Consider the following 20,711-nt stretch of genomic DNA (forward strand, 5'->3'; position numbering starts at 1 on the left):
TAAGAATATGTTAATATAAGCGCCTTCTAAAAAATGGTCCTGACCGGCAGGCCGGGAAAGGGCGTCATGGAGACTAAAGGAAACGCAGCGCGGCTGCCAGATTCGTCGCCGGCTACATGTTGTGGTCAAGCCTTACACTCGGACGACATGTTGATGTCTGGCTGATCGCGGCACTGTGGCCTTGCTGCGACTGGACGCCAAAATTCGCATGTCGATCGTACTGTTCAGGTGGAGAAAGACTAATCTGTCAATGCGGCAGTGAACAGATGTGGAGGGCATCTGTCTCGTGTACGAGTAAAAGGGGTGGGGTTAAATGGCTTCTTGTCAAAGCACGGATGCCAACGGAGCCAAAACATCATTTCCAAATACAACGCCGACCGGAGGCGATGTATGTAGTTTTGCCGAAAATGCGACCATCCTCATTTCTACACCACTGACCGTTATTGCTCTCGATGTGTTGAGCAACGATTTAGCCGGAATCGCACTTTGCTCCATCGACAATGAGTTTTCCCCCTCAACCGATATGAACTCCGCGTCTGCCGATTGCCAAGATCCATCCGACATCCGGTATCCGGCGGACTCGCGATCGTTGGCGCTTGGCGTCTGTACGAATGTCATTGGTCCGAATGCGAACTCATCTGGTCCTGGTGCTCAGCCCAGGATCAAGCCGTTTGTGGGCGAAGGCGAACTTGCCCGAATAGGTTTGCAATTTTTGAGCGACAATCTGGTAAGCGGCGCGACGGCGCCGGCAATTCCCATGAGTGACAACAACAACAACAAGGGCGATAGGGGCGGGGCATGGCAACTACCATTGGCACAAGCAGCAACGACAATCTGGTCGGCGGCAGCGGCGACGACGTGCTGTCAGGAGGGGCGGGAGACGATCGCCTGAACGGCGGTTCAGGCGCCGATACGCTCGATGGCGGCAGCGGATTCGATACGGTTCTGGGCGGATCGGGAGCGGACACGCTTATCTATCGAGCTTGGGAAAACCAGTACAAGATTGGAACCCAGATTTACGGCACAGGTACAATCGCCGGACAAACAGCCTTTTCCGGTTACGACATCTACGACGGCGGTAACGGCAATGCTGCGAAAGGCACCGCCGAGATTGATACGCTCGTTATCTACCTGAGCAATGCTCAACTGGCCGACTCGTTATTTATGACGGCGTTTGACGCTGAAATTGCCAAGTTTCGCACCTTCATCGCAGCAAATTCGAACGCCAATACTGGCCAGGCAGGTCAAGCAGAATTCACATTCACTACGATCAACCTCAAGGTCTCCGCGATTGAGCAGGTGCGCTACGGAGCGGACCCAACCTCTCCCGTCGGCGTCAACGATACCAATGGAGCTGATCTCGTGCGAGAGGCTGGCGTTGGCCCGGGGAATACACCGTTTCCCGGCGATCCCATGGCGTCAGGTAATGTGCTGGCTAACGACACGGATTCCGACGACGGTCAGGCATCGCTGGTCGTGTCGGCGTTCCGGACAGGTACTGAATCCGGATCTGGAAGTGCCGGCACGGTCGGATCTGCATTAGTGGGCACTTATGGCTCACTGACCTTGAATGCGAACGGAACCTATACCTACACGCTCAACAACAGCGATGTGGACACCAACTCGCTCGCGGACGGGGTGACAGTCACTGAGGTGTTTACATACACCGTCCGTGACCCTCACGGGCTCACGGATACCGCGCAGTTGACCGTCACCATCACCGGGACCAACGACATCGTCTCGATCACCAGCGGCGCACAGGTTGGCGCGGTCGTCGAAGATGCCGACACGACGCCTTCGCCGACCGACTCGCTCAACGCCGCCGGCACGATTGCGTTCAACGACGTCGATCTCAGTGACGGCCATACCGCTTCGTTTGTTTCGACCGCCGGCGAAACTGCGCTCGGCACCTTCTCGCTCGACGCTGTCAGTGAAGCCGCAAACGCCGCCAGCGGTTCGGTCCAGTGGCACTACGCCCTCAACAACGGGGCTTCACAGTACCTTGCTGCCGGCCAGAGCGTGGTCGAGCATTATACCGTTACGGTCAACGACGGCCACGGCTCGACGGCAACGCAGGTCGTTTCCATCACCATCACCGGCACCAACGACATCGTCTCGATCACCAGCGGCGCACAGGTTGGCGCGGTCGTCGAAGATGCCGACACGACGCCTTCGCCGACCGACTCGCTCAACGCCGCCGGCACGATTGCGTTCAACGACGTCGATCTCAGTGACGGCCATACCGCTTCGTTTGTTTCGACCGCCGGCGAAACTGCGCTCGGCACCTTCTCGCTCGACGCTGTCAGTGAAGCCGCAAACGCCGCCAGCGGTTCGGTCCAGTGGCACTACGCCCTCAACAACGGGGCTTCACAGTACCTTGCTGCCGGCCAGAGCGTGGTCGAGCATTATACCGTAACGGTCAACGACGGCCACGGCTCGACGGCAACGCAGGTCGTTTCCATCACCATCACCGGCACCAACGATGCACCGGTCGTGGCGGCGACGGACGTCACCGGCGCGGTCACCGAGCAGGTCACCCCGCTCGGCAACCTCACCGACACCGGCACCATTGCCTTCACCGACGTCGACCTCACCGACGCCCACACCATCAGCCCAACGATCACGGCCTCGGCCGGCGCGCTCGGCGCCCTCACCGCCAGCGTCACCTCCGACACCACCGGCTCCGGCCTGGGTGGCGTGATCACCTGGAACTACAGCGTCGCCGATAGCGACGTGGAGTACCTCGCCAAGGACCAGACCAAGGTCGAGACCTTCACCATCACCCTCGACGATGGCAACGGCGGCACCGTGGATCGCACGGTTTCGGTGACCATCACCGGCACCAACGATGCACCGGTCGTGGCGGCGACGGACGTCACCGGCGCGGTCACCGAGCAGGTCACCCCGCTCGGCAACCTCACCGACACCGGCACCATTGCCTTCACCGACGTCGACCTCACCGACGCCCACACCATCAGCCCAACGATCACGGCCTCGGCCGGCGCGCTCGGCGCCCTCACCGCCAGCGTCACCTCCGACACCACCGGCTCCGGCCTGGGTGGCGTGATCACCTGGAACTACAGCGTCGCCGATAGCGACGTGGAGTACCTCGCCAAGGACCAGACCAAGGTCGAGACCTTCACCATCACCCTCGACGATGGCAACGGCGGCACCGTGGATCGCACGGTTTCGGTGACCATCACCGGCACCAACGATGCACCGGTCGTGGCGGCGACGGACGTCACCGGCGCGGTCACCGAGCAGGTCACCCCGCTCGGCAACCTCACCGACACCGGCACCATTGCCTTCACCGACGTCGACCTCACCGACGCCCACACCATCAGCCCAACGATCACGGCCTCGGCCGGCGCGCTCGGCGCCCTCACCGCCAGCGTCACCTCCGACACCACCGGCTCCGGCCTGGGTGGCGTGATCACCTGGAACTACAGCGTCGCCGATAGCGACGTGGAGTACCTCGCCAAGGACCAGACCAAGGTCGAGACCTTCACCATCACCCTCGACGATGGCAACGGCGGCACCGTGGATCGCACGGTTTCGGTGACCATCACCGGCACCAACGATGCACCGGTCGTGGCGGCGACGGACGTCACCGGCGCGGTCACCGAGCAGGTCACCCCGCTCGGCAACCTCACCGACACCGGCACCATTGCCTTCACCGACGTCGACCTCACCGACGCCCACACCATCAGCCCAACGATCACGGCCTCGGCCGGCGCGCTCGGCGCCCTCACCGCCAGCGTCACCTCCGACACCACCGGCTCCGGCCTGGGTGGCGTGATCACCTGGAACTACAGCGTCGCCGATAGCGACGTGGAGTACCTCGCCAAGGACCAGACCAAGGTCGAGACCTTCACCATCACCCTCGACGATGGCAACGGCGGCACCGTGGATCGCACGGTTTCGGTGACCATCACCGGCACCAACGATGCACCGGTCGTGGCGGCGACGGACGTCACCGGCGCGGTCACCGAGCAGGTCACCCCGCTCGGCAACCTCACCGACACCGGCACCATTGCCTTCACCGACGTCGACCTCACCGACGCCCACACCATCAGCCCAACGATCACGGCCTCGGCCGGCGCGCTCGGCGCCCTCACCGCCAGCGTCACCTCCGACACCACCGGCTCCGGCCTGGGTGGCGTGATCACCTGGAACTACAGCGTCGCCGATAGCGACGTGGAGTACCTCGCCAAGGACCAGACCAAGGTCGAGACCTTCACCATCACCCTCGACGATGGCAACGGCGGCACCGTGGATCGCACGGTTTCGGTGACCATCACCGGCACCAACGATGCACCGGTCGTGGCGGCGACGGACGTCACCGGCGCGGTCACCGAGCAGGTCACCCCGCTCGGCAACCTCACCGACACCGGCACCATTGCCTTCACCGACGTCGACCTCACCGACGCCCACACCATCAGCCCAACGATCACGGCCTCGGCCGGCGCGCTCGGCGCCCTCACCGCCAGCGTCACCTCCGACACCACCGGCTCCGGCCTGGGTGGCGTGATCACCTGGAACTACAGCGTCGCCGATAGCGACGTGGAGTACCTCGCCAAGGACCAGACCAAGGTCGAGACCTTCACCATCACCCTCGACGATGGCAACGGCGGCACCGTGGATCGCACGGTTTCGGTGACCATCACCGGCACCAACGATGCACCGGTCGTGGCGGCGACGGACGTCACCGGCGCGGTCACCGAGCAGGTCACCCCGCTCGGCAACCTCACCGACACCGGCACCATTGCCTTCACCGACGTCGACCTCACCGACGCCCACACCATCAGCCCAACGATCACGGCCTCGGCCGGCGCGCTCGGCGCCCTCACCGCCAGCGTCACCTCCGACACCACCGGCTCCGGCCTGGGTGGCGTGATCACCTGGAACTACAGCGTCGCCGATAGCGACGTGGAGTACCTCGCCAAGGACCAGACCAAGGTCGAGACCTTCACCATCACCCTCGACGATGGCAACGGCGGCACCGTGGATCGCACGGTTTCGGTGACCATCACCGGCACCAACGATGCACCGGTCGTGGCGGCGACGGACGTCACCGGCGCGGTCACCGAGCAGGTCACCCCGCTCGGCAACCTCACCGACACCGGCACCATTGCCTTCACCGACGTCGACCTCACCGACGCCCACACCATCAGCCCAACGATCACGGCCTCGGCCGGCGCGCTCGGCGCCCTCACCGCCAGCGTCACCTCCGACACCACCGGCTCCGGCCTGGGTGGCGTGATCACCTGGAACTACAGCGTCGCCGATAGCGACGTGGAGTACCTCGCCAAGGACCAGACCAAGGTCGAGACCTTCACCATCACCCTCGACGATGGCAACGGCGGCACCGTGGATCGCACGGTTTCGGTGACCATCACCGGCACCAACGATGCACCGGTCGTGGCGGCGACGGACGTCACCGGCGCGGTCACCGAGCAGGTCACCCCGCTCGGCAACCTCACCGACACCGGCACCATTGCCTTCACCGACGTCGACCTCACCGACGCCCACACCATCAGCCCAACGATCACGGCCTCGGCCGGCGCGCTCGGCGCCCTCACCGCCAGCGTCACCTCCGACACCACCGGCTCCGGCCTGGGTGGCGTGATCACCTGGAACTACAGCGTCGCCGATAGCGACGTGGAGTACCTCGCCAAGGACCAGACCAAGGTCGAGACCTTCACCATCACCCTCGACGATGGCAACGGCGGCACCGTGGATCGCACGGTTTCGGTGACCATCACCGGCACCAACGATGCACCGGTCGTGGCGGCGACGGACGTCACCGGCGCGGTCACCGAGCAGGTCACCCCGCTCGGCAACCTCACCGACACCGGCACCATTGCCTTCACCGACGTCGACCTCACCGACGCCCACACCATCAGCCCAACGATCACGGCCTCGGCCGGCGCGCTCGGCGCCCTCACCGCCAGCGTCACCTCCGACACCACCGGCTCCGGCCTGGGTGGCGTGATCACCTGGAACTACAGCGTCGCCGATAGCGACGTGGAGTACCTCGCCAAGGACCAGACCAAGGTCGAGACCTTCACCATCACCCTCGACGATGGCAACGGCGGCACCGTGGATCGCACGGTTTCGGTGACCATCACCGGCACCAACGATGCACCGGTCGTGGCGGCGACGGACGTCACCGGCGCGGTCACCGAGCAGGTCACCCCGCTCGGCAACCTCACCGACACCGGCACCATTGCCTTCACCGACGTCGACCTCACCGACGCCCACACCATCAGCCCAACGATCACGGCCTCGGCCGGCGCGCTCGGCGCCCTCACCGCCAGCGTCACCTCCGACACCACCGGCTCCGGCCTGGGTGGCGTGATCACCTGGAACTACAGCGTCGCCGATAGCGACGTGGAGTACCTCGCCAAGGACCAGACCAAGGTCGAGACCTTCACCATCACCCTCGACGATGGCAACGGCGGCACCGTGGATCGCACGGTTTCGGTGACCATCACCGGCACCAACGATGCACCGGTCGTGGCGGCGACGGACGTCACCGGCGCGGTCACCGAGCAGGTCACCCCGCTCGGCAACCTCACCGACACCGGCACCATTGCCTTCACCGACGTCGACCTCACCGACGCCCACACCATCAGCCCAACGATCACGGCCTCGGCCGGCGCGCTCGGCGCCCTCACCGCCAGCGTCACCTCCGACACCACCGGCTCCGGCCTGGGTGGCGTGATCACCTGGAACTACAGCGTCGCCGATAGCGACGTGGAGTACCTCGCCAAGGACCAGACCAAGGTCGAGACCTTCACCATCACCCTCGACGATGGCAACGGCGGCACCGTGGATCGCACGGTTTCGGTGACCATCACCGGCACCAACGATGCACCGGTCGTGGCGGCGACGGACGTCACCGGCGCGGTCACCGAGCAGGTCACCCCGCTCGGCAACCTCACCGACACCGGCACCATTGCCTTCACCGACGTCGACCTCACCGACGCCCACACCATCAGCCCAACGATCACGGCCTCGGCCGGCGCGCTCGGCGCCCTCACCGCCAGCGTCACCTCCGACACCACCGGCTCCGGCCTGGGTGGCGTGATCACCTGGAACTACAGCGTCGCCGATAGCGACGTGGAGTACCTCGCCAAGGACCAGACCAAGGTCGAGACCTTCACCATCACCCTCGACGATGGCAACGGCGGCACCGTGGATCGCACGGTTTCGGTGACCATCACCGGCACCAACGATGCACCGGTCGTGGCGGCGACGGACGTCACCGGCGCGGTCACCGAGCAGGTCACCCCGCTCGGCAACCTCACCGACACCGGCACCATTGCCTTCACCGACGTCGACCTCACCGACGCCCACACCATCAGCCCAACGATCACGGCCTCGGCCGGCGCGCTCGGCGCCCTCACCGCCAGCGTCACCTCCGACACCACCGGCTCCGGCCTGGGTGGCGTGATCACCTGGAACTACAGCGTCGCCGATAGCGACGTGGAGTACCTCGCCAAGGACCAGACCAAGGTCGAGACCTTCACCATCACCCTCGACGATGGCAACGGCGGCACCGTGGATCGCACGGTTTCGGTGACCATCACCGGCACCAACGATGCACCGGTCGTGGCGGCGACGGACGTCACCGGCGCGGTCACCGAGCAGGTCACCCCGCTCGGCAACCTCACCGACACCGGCACCATTGCCTTCACCGACGTCGACCTCACCGACGCCCACACCATCAGCCCAACGATCACGGCCTCGGCCGGCGCGCTCGGCGCCCTCACCGCCAGCGTCACCTCCGACACCACCGGCTCCGGCCTGGGTGGCGTGATCACCTGGAACTACAGCGTCGCCGATAGCGACGTGGAGTACCTCGCCAAGGACCAGACCAAGGTCGAGACCTTCACCATCACCCTCGACGATGGCAACGGCGGCACCGTGGATCGCACGGTTTCGGTGACCATCACCGGCACCAACGATGCACCGGTCGTGGCGGCGACGGACGTCACCGGCGCGGTCACCGAGCAGGTCACCCCGCTCGGCAACCTCACCGACACCGGCACCATTGCCTTCACCGACGTCGACCTCACCGACGCCCACACCATCAGCCCAACGATCACGGCCTCGGCCGGCGCGCTCGGCGCCCTCACCGCCAGCGTCACCTCCGACACCACCGGCTCCGGCCTGGGTGGCGTGATCACCTGGAACTACAGCGTCGCCGATAGCGACGTGGAGTACCTCGCCAAGGACCAGACCAAGGTCGAGACCTTCACCATCACCCTCGACGATGGCAACGGCGGCACCGTGGATCGCACGGTTTCGGTGACCATCACCGGCACCAACGATGCACCGGTCGTGGCGGCGACGGACGTCACCGGCGCGGTCACCGAGCAGGTCACCCCGCTCGGCAACCTCACCGACACCGGCACCATTGCCTTCACCGACGTCGACCTCACCGACGCCCACACCATCAGCCCAACGATCACGGCCTCGGCCGGCGCGCTCGGCGCCCTCACCGCCAGCGTCACCTCCGACACCACCGGCTCCGGCCTGGGTGGCGTGATCACCTGGAACTACAGCGTCGCCGATAGCGACGTGGAGTACCTCGCCAAGGACCAGACCAAGGTCGAGACCTTCACCATCACCCTCGACGATGGCAACGGCGGCACCGTGGATCGCACGGTTTCGGTGACCATCACCGGCACCAACGATGCACCGGTCGTGGCGGCGACGGACGTCACCGGCGCGGTCACCGAGCAGGTCACCCCGCTCGGCAACCTCACCGACACCGGCACCATTGCCTTCACCGACGTCGACCTCACCGACGCCCACACCATCAGCCCAACGATCACGGCCTCGGCCGGCGCGCTCGGCGCCCTCACCGCCAGCGTCACCTCCGACACCACCGGCTCCGGCCTGGGTGGCGTGATCACCTGGAACTACAGCGTCGCCGATAGCGACGTGGAGTACCTCGCCAAGGACCAGACCAAGGTCGAGACCTTCACCATCACCCTCGACGATGGCAACGGCGGCACCGTGGATCGCACGGTTTCGGTGACCATCACCGGCACCAACGATGCACCGGTCGTGGCGGCGACGGACGTCACCGGCGCGGTCACCGAGCAGGTCACCCCGCTCGGCAACCTCACCGACACCGGCACCATTGCCTTCACCGACGTCGACCTCACCGACGCCCACACCATCAGCCCAACGATCACGGCCTCGGCCGGCGCGCTCGGCGCCCTCACCGCCAGCGTCACCTCCGACACCACCGGCTCCGGCCTGGGTGGCGTGATCACCTGGAACTACAGCGTCGCCGATAGCGACGTGGAGTACCTCGCCAAGGACCAGACCAAGGTCGAGACCTTCACCATCACCCTCGACGATGGCAACGGCGGCACCGTGGATCGCACGGTTTCGGTGACCATCACCGGCACCAACGATGCACCGGTCGTGGCGGCGACGGACGTCACCGGCGCGGTCACCGAGCAGGTCACCCCGCTCGGCAACCTCACCGACACCGGCACCATTGCCTTCACCGACGTCGACCTCACCGACGCCCACACCATCAGCCCAACGATCACGGCCTCGGCCGGCGCGCTCGGCGCCCTCACCGCCAGCGTCACCTCCGACACCACCGGCTCCGGCCTGGGTGGCGTGATCACCTGGAACTACAGCGTCGCCGATAGCGACGTGGAGTACCTCGCCAAGGACCAGACCAAGGTCGAGACCTTCACCATCACCCTCGACGATGGCAACGGCGGCACCGTGGATCGCACGGTTTCGGTGACCATCACCGGCACCAACGATGCACCGGTCGTGGCGGCGACGGACGTCACCGGCGCGGTCACCGAGCAGGTCACCCCGCTCGGCAACCTCACCGACACCGGCACCATTGCCTTCACCGACGTCGACCTCACCGACGCCCACACCATCAGCCCAACGATCACGGCCTCGGCCGGCGCGCTCGGCGCCCTCACCGCCAGCGTCACCTCCGACACCACCGGCTCCGGCCTGGGTGGCGTGATCACCTGGAACTACAGCGTCGCCGATAGCGACGTGGAGTACCTCGCCAAGGACCAGACCAAGGTCGAGACCTTCACCATCACCCTCGACGATGGCAACGGCGGCACCGTGGATCGCACGGTTTCGGTGACCATCACCGGCACCAACGATGCACCGGTCGTGGCGGCGACGGACGTCACCGGCGCGGTCACCGAGCAGGTCACCCCGCTCGGCAACCTCACCGACACCGGCACCATTGCCTTCACCGACGTCGACCTCACCGACGCCCACACCATCAGCCCAACGATCACGGCCTCGGCCGGCGCGCTCGGCGCCCTCACCGCCAGCGTCACCTCCGACACCACCGGCTCCGGCCTGGGTGGCGTGATCACCTGGAACTACAGCGTCGCCGATAGCGACGTGGAGTACCTCGCCAAGGACCAGACCAAGGTCGAGACCTTCACCATCACCCTCGACGATGGCAACGGCGGCACCGTGGATCGCACGGTTTCGGTGACCATCACCGGCACCAACGATGCACCGGTCGTGGCGGCGACGGACGTCACCGGCGCGGTCACCGAGCAGGTCACCCCGCTCGGCAACCTCACCGACACCGGCACCATTGCCTTCACCGACGTCGACCTCACCGACGCCCACACCATCAGCCCAACGATCACGGCCTCGGCCGGCGCGCTCGGCGCCCTCACCGCCAGCGTCACCTCCGACACCACCGGCTCCGGCCTGGGTGGCGTGATCACCTGGAACTACAGCGTCGCCGATAGCGACGTGGAGTACCTCGCCAAGGACCAGACCAAGGTCGAGACCTTCACCATCACCCTCGACGATGGCAACGGCGGCACCGTGGATCGCACGGTTTCGGTGACCATCACCGGCACCAACGATGCACCGGTCGTGGCGGCGACGGACGTCACCGGCGCGGTCACCGAGCAGGTCACCCCGCTCGGCAACCTCACCGACACCGGCACCATTGCCTTCACCGACGTCGACCTCACCGACGCCCACACCATCAGCCCAACGATCACGGCCTCGGCCGGCGCGCTCGGCGCCCTCACCGCCAGCGTCACCTCCGACACCACCGGCTCCGGCCTGGGTGGCGTGATCACCTGGAACTACAGCGTCGCCGATAGCGACGTGGAGTACCTCGCCAAGGACCAGACCAAGGTCGAGACCTTCACCATCACCCTCGACGATGGCAACGGCGGCACCGTGGATCGCACGGTTTCGGTGACCATCACCGGCACCAACGATGCACCGGTCGTGGCGGCGACGGACGTCACCGGCGCGGTCACCGAGCAGGTCACCCCGCTCGGCAACCTCACCGACACCGGCACCATTGCCTTCACCGACGTCGACCTCACCGACGCCCACACCATCAGCCCAACGATCACGGCCTCGGCCGGCGCGCTCGGCGCCCTCACCGCCAGCGTCACCTCCGACACCACCGGCTCCGGCCTGGGTGGCGTGATCACCTGGAACTACAGCGTCGCCGATAGCGACGTGGAGTACCTCGCCAAGGACCAGACCAAGGTCGAGACCTTCACCATCACCCTCGACGATGGCAACGGCGGCACCGTGGATCGCACGGTTTCGGTGACCATCACCGGCACCAACGATGCACCGGTCGTGGCGGCGACGGACGTCACCGGCGCGGTCACCGAGCAGGTCACCCCGCTCGGCAACCTCACCGACACCGGCACCATTGCCTTCACCGACGTCGACCTCACCGACGCCCACACCATCAGCCCAACGATCACGGCCTCGGCCGGCGCGCTCGGCGCCCTCACCGCCAGCGTCACCTCCGACACCACCGGCTCCGGCCTGGGTGGCGTGATCACCTGGAACTACAGCGTCGCCGATAGCGACGTGGAGTACCTCGCCAAGGACCAGACCAAGGTCGAGACCTTCACCATCACCCTCGACGATGGCAACGGCGGCACCGTGGATCGCACGGTTTCGGTGACCATCACCGGCACCAACGATGCACCGGTCGTGGCGGCGACGGACGTCACCGGCGCGGTCACCGAGCAGGTCACCCCGCTCGGCAACCTCACCGACACCGGCACCATTGCCTTCACCGACGTCGACCTCACCGACGCCCACACCATCAGCCCAACGATCACGGCCTCGGCCGGCGCGCTCGGCGCCCTCACCGCCAGCGTCACCTCCGACACCACCGGCTCCGGCCTGGGTGGCGTGATCACCTGGAACTACAGCGTCGCCGATAGCGACGTGGAGTACCTCGCCAAGGACCAGACCAAGGTCGAGACCTTCACCATCACCCTCGACGATGGCAACGGCGGCACCGTGGATCGCACGGTTTCGGTGACCATCACCGGCACCAACGATGCACCGGTCGTGGCGGCGACGGACGTCACCGGCGCGGTCACCGAGCAGGTCACCCCGCTCGGCAACCTCACCGACACCGGCACCATTGCCTTCACCGACGTCGACCTCACCGACGCCCACACCATCAGCCCAACGATCACGGCCTCGGCCGGCGCGCTCGGCGCCCTCACCGCCAGCGTCACCTCCGACACCACCGGCTCCGGCCTGGGTGGCGTGATCACCTGGAACTACAGCGTCGCCGATAGCGACGTGGAGTACCTCGCCAAGGACCAGACCAAGGTCGAGACCTTCACCATCACCCTCGACGATGGCAACGGCGGCACCGTGGATCGCACGGTTTCGGTGACCATCACCGGCACCAACGATGCACCGGTCGTGGCGGCGACGGACGTCACCGGCGCGGTCACCGAGCAGGTCACCCCGCTCGGCAACCTCACCGACACCGGCACCATTGCCTTCACCGACGTCGACCTCACCGACGCCCACACCATCAGCCCAACGATCACGGCCTCGGCCGGCGCGCTCGGCGCCCTCACCGCCAGCGTCACCTCCGACACCACCGGCTCCGGCCTGGGTGGCGTGATCACCTGGAACTACAGCGTCGCCGATAGCGACGTGGAGTACCTCGCCAAGGACCAGACCAAGGTCGAGACCTTCACCATCACCCTCGACGATGGCAACGGCGGCACCGTGGATCGCACGGTTTCGGTGACCATCACCGGCACCAACGATGCACCGGTCGTGGCGGCGACGGACGTCACCGGCGCGGTCACCGAGCAGGTCACCCCGCTCGGCAACCTCACCGACACCGGCACCATTGCCTTCACCGACGTCGACCTCACCGACGCCCACACCATCAGCCCAACGATCACGGCCTCGGCCGGCGCGCTCGGCGCCCTCACCGCCAGCGTCACCTCCGACACCACCGGCTCCGGCCTGGGTGGCGTGATCACCTGGAACTACAGCGTCGCCGATAGCGACGTGGAGTACCTCGCCAAGGACCAGACCAAGGTCGAGACCTTCACCATCACCCTCGACGATGGCAACGGCGGCACCGTGGATCGCACGGTTTCGGTGACCATCACCGGCACCAACGATGCACCGGTCGTGGCGGCGACGGACGTCACCGGCGCGGTCACCGAGCAGGTCACCCCGCTCGGCAACCTCACCGACACCGGCACCATTGCCTTCACCGACGTCGACCTCACCGACGCCCACACCATCAGCCCAACGATCACGGCCTCGGCCGGCGCGCTCGGCGCCCTCACCGCCAGCGTCACCTCCGACACCACCGGCTCCGGCCTGGGTGGCGTGATCACCTGGAACTACAGCGTCGCCGATAGCGACGTGGAGTACCTCGCCAAGGACCAGACCAAGGTCGAGACCTTCACCATCACCCTCGACGATGGCAACGGCGGCACCGTGGATCGCACGGTTTCGGTGACCATCACCGGCACCAACGATGCACCGGTCGTGGCGGCGACGGACGTCACCGGCGCGGTCACCGAGCAGGTCACCCCGCTCGGCAACCTCACCGACACCGGCACCATTGCCTTCACCGACGTCGACCTCACCGACGCCCACACCATCAGCCCAACGATCACGGCCTCGGCCGGCGCGCTCGGCGCCCTCACCGCCAGCGTCACCTCCGACACCACCGGCTCCGGCCTGGGTGGCGTGATCACCTGGAACTACAGCGTCGCCGATAGCGACGTGGAGTACCTCGCCAAGGACCAGACCAAGGTCGAGACCTTCACCATCACCCTCGACGATGGCAACGGCGGCACCGTGGATCGCACGGTTTCGGTGACCATCACCGGCACCAACGATGCACCGGTCGTGGCGGCGACGGACGTCACCGGCGCGGTCACCGAGCAGGTCACCCCGCTCGGCAACCTCACCGACACCGGCACCATTGCCTTCACCGACGTCGACCTCACCGACGCCCACACCATCAGCCCAACGATCACGGCCTCGGCCGGCGCGCTCGGCGCCCTCACCGCCAGCGTCACCTCCGACACCACCGGCTCCGGCCTGGGTGGCGTGATCACCTGGAACTACAGCGTCGCCGATAGCGACGTGGAGTACCTCGCCAAGGACCAGACCAAGGTCGAGACCTTCACCATCACCCTCGACGATGGCAACGGCGGCACCGTGGATCGCACGGTTTCGGTGACCATCACCGGCACCAACGATGCACCGGTCGTGGCGGCGACGGACGTCACCGGCGCGGTCACCGAGCAGGTCACCCCGCTCGGCAACCTCACCGACACCGGCACCATTGCCTTCACCGACGTCGACCTCACCGACGCCCACACCATCAGCCCAACGATCACGGCCTCGGCCGGCGCGCTCGGCGCCCTCACCGCCAGCGTCACCTCCGACACCACCGGCTCCGGCCTGGGTGGCGTGATCACCTGGAACTACAGCGTCGCCGATAGCGACGTGGAGTACCTCGCCAAGGACCAGACCAAGGTCGAGACCTTCACCATCACCCTCGACGATGGCAACGGCGGCACCGTGGATCGCACGGTTTCGGTGACCATCACCGGCACCAACGATGCACCGGTCGTGGCGGCGACGGACGTCACCGGCGCGGTCACCGAGCAGGTCACCCCGCTCGGCAACCTCACCGACACCGGCACCATTGCCTTCACCGACGTCGACCTCACCGACGCCCACACCATCAGCCCAACGATCACGGCCTCGGCCGGCGCGCTCGGCGCCCTCACCGCCAGCGTCACCTCCGACACCACCGGCTCCGGCCTGGGTGGCGTGATCACCTGGAACTACAGCGTCGCCGATAGCGACGTGGAGTACCTCGCCAAGGACCAGACCAAGGTCGAGACCTTCACCATCACCCTCGACGATGGCAACGGCGGCACCGTGGATCGCACGGTTTCGGTGACCATCACCGGCACCAACGATGCACCGGTCGTGGCGGCGACGGACGTCACCGGCGCGGTCACCGAGCAGGTCACCCCGCTCGGCAACCTCACCGACACCGGCACCATTGCCTTCACCGACGTCGACCTCACCGACGCCCACACCATCAGCCCAACGATCACGGCCTCGGCCGGCGCGCTCGGCGCCCTCACCGCCAGCGTCACCTCCGACACCACCGGCTCCGGCCTGGGTGGCGTGATCACCTGGAACTACAGCGTCGCCGATAGCGACGTGGAGTACCTCGCCAAGGACCAGACCAAGGTCGAGACCTTCACCATCACCCTCGACGATGGCAACGGCGGCACCGTGGATCGCACGGTTTCGGTGACCATCACCGGCACCAACGATGCACCGGTCGTGGCGGCGACGGACGTCACCGGCGCGGTCACCGAGCAGGTCACCCCGCTCGGCAACCTCACCGACACCGGCACCATTGCCTTCACCGACGTCGACCTCACCGACGCCCACACCATCAGCCCAACGATCACGGCCTCGGCCGGCGCGCTCGGCGCCCTCACCGCCAGCGTCACCTCCGACACCACCGGCTCCGGCCTGGGTGGCGTGATCACCTGGAACTACAGCGTCGCCGATAGCGACGTGGAGTACCTCGCCAAGGACCAGACCAAGGTCGAGACCTTCACCATCACCCTCGACGATGGCAACGGCGGCACCGTGGATCGCACGGTTTCGGTGACCATCACCGGCACCAACGATGCACCGGTCGTGGCGGCGACGGACGTCACCGGCGCGGTCACCGAGCAGGTCACCCCGCTCGGCAACCTCACCGACACCGGCACCATTGCCTTCACCGACGTCGACCTCACCGACGCCCACACCATCAGCCCAACGATCACGGCCTCGGCCGGCGCGCTCGGCGCCCTCACCGCCAGCGTCACCTCCGACACCACCGGCTCCGGCCTGGGTGGCGTGATCACCTGGAACTACAGCGTCGCCGATAGCGACGTGGAGTACCTCGCCAAGGACCAGACCAAGGTCGAGACCTTCACCATCACCCTCGACGATGGCAACGGCGGCACCGTGGATCGCACGGTTTCGGTGACCATCACCGGCACCAACGATGCACCGGTCATTGATCTGAACGGCGCGGGCGCCGGCAATGACGCGACGGCTTCGTTCACGGAGCAGACGCCGCTGGTGATCGCACCTTTGGCAACAGTAACCGACGTCGACTCGGCCAACCTGACGTCCCTGACGGCGACGCTGACGGCGCGGCCCGATGGGAACGCGGTCGAATCCCTGTCGCTCAACGCCAGCGCCACGGCGGCCGCCGCCGGACTGACGGTGCTCTACACCGCAAGCACCGGCATTCTGTCGATCACAGGCTCGGCCGCGAAGGCGGCCTACCAGACGATCCTCGACGGCATCGTCTACAACAACACCAGCGACACGCCGACGACAGCGGCGCGGACCGTCAACGTGGTTGCGAGCGACGGCACAGACAGCAGTGCCTCGCATAGTGTCACGATCAGCGTCACGCCGGTCAACGACGCGCCGGTCATTGATCTGAACGGCGCGGGCGCCGGCAATGACGCGACGGCTTCGTTCACGGAGCAGACGCCGTTGGTGATCGCACCTTTGGCGACGGTGACCAATGCCGACTCGGCGAACCTGACGTCACTGACGGCGACGTTAACGGCGCGGCCCGATGGCAATGGGGTCGAATCCCTGTCGCTGAACGCCAGCGCCACGGCGGCCGCAAGCGGGCTGACGGTGCTCTACACGGCAAGCACCGGCATTCTGTCGATCACAGGCTCGGCTTCACAGGCCACCTACCAGACGATCCTCGACGGCATCGTCTACAACAACACCAGCGACACGCCGACAACAGCGGCGCGGACCGTCAACGTGGTTGCGAGCGACGGCACAGACAGCAGTGCCTCGCATAGTGTCACGATCAGCGTCACGCCGGTCAACGACGCGCCGATCGCGGCCGACGACGCCGGCTCAGCCACTGAGGCGGGCGGCATCGCTAACGGCACTGCGGGCAGCAATGCGACCGGCAACGTCATCACCACCGGACCGGGTGCCGACAGCGACGCCGACAACGCCACCGCCTCGCTGGTGGTCTCGGCGATCCGCACCGGCACCGAGGCCGGCTCGGGAACCAGCGGCACGGTCGGCACCGGGCTGGCTGGCCAGTATGGCACGCTGACGCTCAACACCGACGGCAGCTACAGCTATGCAGTCAACAACAGCAATGCCACCGTCCAGGCGCTCAATGTCGGTGGCACGTTGACCGACACCTTCACCTACACGGTCAAGGATCCGGGCAACCTCACCGATACTGCGCAGCTCACCGTCATCATCAACGGTGCCAATGATGCTCCTGTGGCGGTAGCGGATTCGGCAACCACGACCCAGAACGTACCAGTTCAGATTTCCGTGCTGGCCAACGATACCGAGGTGGACAACACTAATGCTCAACTGAGCGTGACGCAGATCAATGGCTCGGCTGTCACAGTGGGCGTGGCGGTTAATGTCGCTAATGGAACGGCTACACTAAACGCTGACAAAACTATTACCTACACGCCTAATACGGGTTTTTCTGGAAGCACATTCCAGGCATTTACCTATACAGTTAGCGATGGGCAGGCGACCTCGAGTGCGGCAGTCAATCTGACGGTCACCGCGGCACCACCGCCCACGTCCTCCGATTGGCCATTAATCGTCACTAAGAGCGCCGCCGTCAGCTGGTCAATCGCCCAGCTGCTCGCCAACGATTCAGATGTTACCAACGATCTAAACTCGATAACTTCGGCCAGGGTACAGGATTCAAGCGGAGCATTTATCAGTACGGCAACCATTGCCGGGGGTAATATTTCATTTACGGCACCTGGATCGGCAGCAAATGACTTCCTCTCCGTTACCCTTAATGATGGGCGAGTGTTGGTCTGGAAGCTGATCGTCGATAACTCATCGAACAGCTCAGACCTTCAAACCGACGGCGCTTACACAACATATCGAGCTCCGGGAACTCCCGGCACGTATATTGCCTCATATCTTGATATATCTAATAACGGCAACAAAGATTTAGGGGGCGCTATCGTTAGTGGATCGCTTGGCGGTTACGATGTCCTAGTCGGGAGGAATGGGGACGATATCTTGGTTGGAAGGAGCAGCGGCGATACACTGATGGGCGGTGGTGGCACAGACACGATCGTTGGTGATCAGAGCGACATCCTGCTCGATGGCGGTGCAAACAGTGATACGCTTCAGGTCGGCGCCAATTTCACCAGCACCAGCGACGCACAAATTGTTAACATAGAAGCAGTGACGCTGACGGCATCCGGTTTGACTCTTGATCTGACGAATCAGAGCGAAGCGCTTGCTATTGCCGGCTCGTCGGGCATCGACATAATCAAAGGCGGCTCAGGTGCAGACAGCATCACCGGTGGCACTGGTGCTGATACAATGACCGGCAATGGCGGCATTGACACTTTCATAATTAACACCGGCCACTCCACGGTGACGATTGCCGGCGCCGGAAATAGCGGCACAATATCCGGGTACGACGTCATCACTGACTTCAACACGACCGCAGGCGGCGACATTCTCGATCTGCCAATTGTCGGGGCATCAGCAACTTCCGGAAACGTCAATGGAGCCGGCGATTCAACCCTGACGATCGGGGGTGATACTGTCCAATCCCACAATGTTACGAACGGGATTGCCACTTTCTTTGGTACAGACACTTTCACCGCTCCGCTGACCGTCACGTCAACTGGCAGTCTTGCCGCTGTCGTTCAATATCTCTTAGGAAATGACATTGGCAACGCAGGTTCTACCGTTGCATTCACGACATCAGGCGCTATCGGCAATCATACCTTTGTCTACCAACAGACTGCTACCACTAATGGCAACGCCGGCGGATACACGCTGGTCGAACTCGCTAATGTGACGTTGACCAACGTCAGCGGCGCGCATGTGGCGCCTGCAGGCGCTGCAGGCGAAGCTATCAACCTTGGCCTGACAAATCCGGCGGATCATGTCGGCTCGATCAGCGTATCCATCAGCGGAGTTCCCGTCGGATGGACAGTCAGCCAGGGCATCGACAACGGCGATGGCACGTGGTCAGTGCAAACAAACGACGTCACCGCGCTCGCCGTGACCTCGCCAGGAGACTACGCTGGCGCACTTTCGCTGCACATGTCGCAAACCTGGATCGATTCCACCGGCGGCACCGGGCTCGCCATGATCACCGACAATGTCGAAGCTTACGCGCCGGGTTCGCCGATCTTTGCCTGGTCCGGCGACGACGTTCTGACAGGTTCCAGCGGGAACGACCTGTTTGTCTTCTCGCAGCCCATCGGAAACGACACCGTGCATAGCTTCGACGCGGACAAGATCGACCTGATCGGCTATTCCGGCTTCGCGAGTTTCGCTGACGTCCAGGCGCACCTGGCCGACGACGCCAACGGCAACGCGGTGATCACGCTTGGCGACGGGCAGTCGATCATGCTGGATGGCGTGCACTCAGCCGCGCTGACTGGTAGCAATTTTGTCTTCGACCAGACGCCGGTGGTCAACAATGCCGGAACCATGACGATCGGTGATGGCGCATTGCTGCCGCTGAGCGGCACGATCAACAATACCGGCCTTATCTCGCTCGACTCGAACGGTAGCGATACGCTGCTGCAGCTCATCCAGCACGGCATAACGCTGCAGGGCGGCGGACAGATCATCCTGTCCGACAGTGACGCGAACGTGATTTCGGGCACGGCCGCCGATGTCACTCTGACCAATATCGACAACACCATCTCCGGCGCCGGTCAACTCGGCGGCGGCCTGCTGGGTCTGGACAATCAGTGCACAATCATCGCCACCGGCACCCACGCGCTGGTTATAAACACCGGCGGCAGCACCGTCTCCAATTCCGGAACACTGGAGGCAACGGGGTCGGGTGGCCTGACGATCAACGGTGCCGTCGCCAATTCCGGACTGATCTGGGCCAATGGGGGTGATATCGCGATAGACGGCCAGGTTACCGGAGACGGCGATGCCATCATTGGAAACATGTCGCAGCTGGAGTTTCACGCCGCCACTTCCTCGGACGTCATTTTCGCGGCGGATGCTGCCGGCACATTGCGGCTGGACGATTCGTTCGATTTCAGCGGCAGCATCGCCGGCATGACGAGTGATGACAAGATCGATTTCGGTGACATCCTGTTCAACACCGGAACATCCGCTATCTATCAGGCAAACCAGGACGGAAGTGGGGGAACGCTGCTGGTTTCGGACGGCACTCATGACGCCACGCTCCACCTGCTCGGCGCTTACGAAACGGGCACCTTTACGCTCGCTGACGATGGCACCGGCCGGACCGCGGTCGCGTATAATCCAGCGGACGACTTCCACTTCGTGTGACGTGAAGCCGCGCG

General features: G+C 65.1%; 2 protein-coding genes. Both read left to right on the top strand.

The window, feature by feature from the left end; all coding sequences use genetic code 11:
• The first annotated feature begins 313 nt into the window (after window positions 1-313).
• The gene (locus tag RPF88_RS08830) at window positions 314-892 is read left to right on the top strand and encodes a hypothetical protein (protein WP_337122189.1); all 579 of its coding nucleotides are present in this window, start codon (window positions 314-316) and stop codon (window positions 890-892) included.
• Window positions 799-20,697 (top strand): VCBS domain-containing protein, encoded by a 19,899-nt coding sequence (locus RPF88_RS08835; protein WP_337122190.1) that lies wholly within the window; start codon window positions 799-801, stop codon window positions 20,695-20,697. Before RPF88_RS08830 ends, RPF88_RS08835 begins: the two co-directional genes overlap by 94 nt.
• The last annotated feature ends 14 nt before the right edge of the window (window positions 20,698-20,711 follow it).

The organism is Mesorhizobium sp. ISC11 (genome assembly GCF_037162595.1).
GTDB lineage: Bacteria > Pseudomonadota > Alphaproteobacteria > Rhizobiales > Rhizobiaceae > Mesorhizobium > Mesorhizobium ciceri.

Coding starts and splice junctions, on each gene's coding strand:
- RPF88_RS08830 (WP_337122189.1), top strand. CDS start 314: ATGGCTTCTTGTCAAAGCACGGATGCCAACGGAGCCAAAACATCATTT.
- RPF88_RS08835 (WP_337122190.1), top strand. CDS start 799: ATGGCAACTACCATTGGCACAAGCAGCAACGACAATCTGGTCGGCGGC.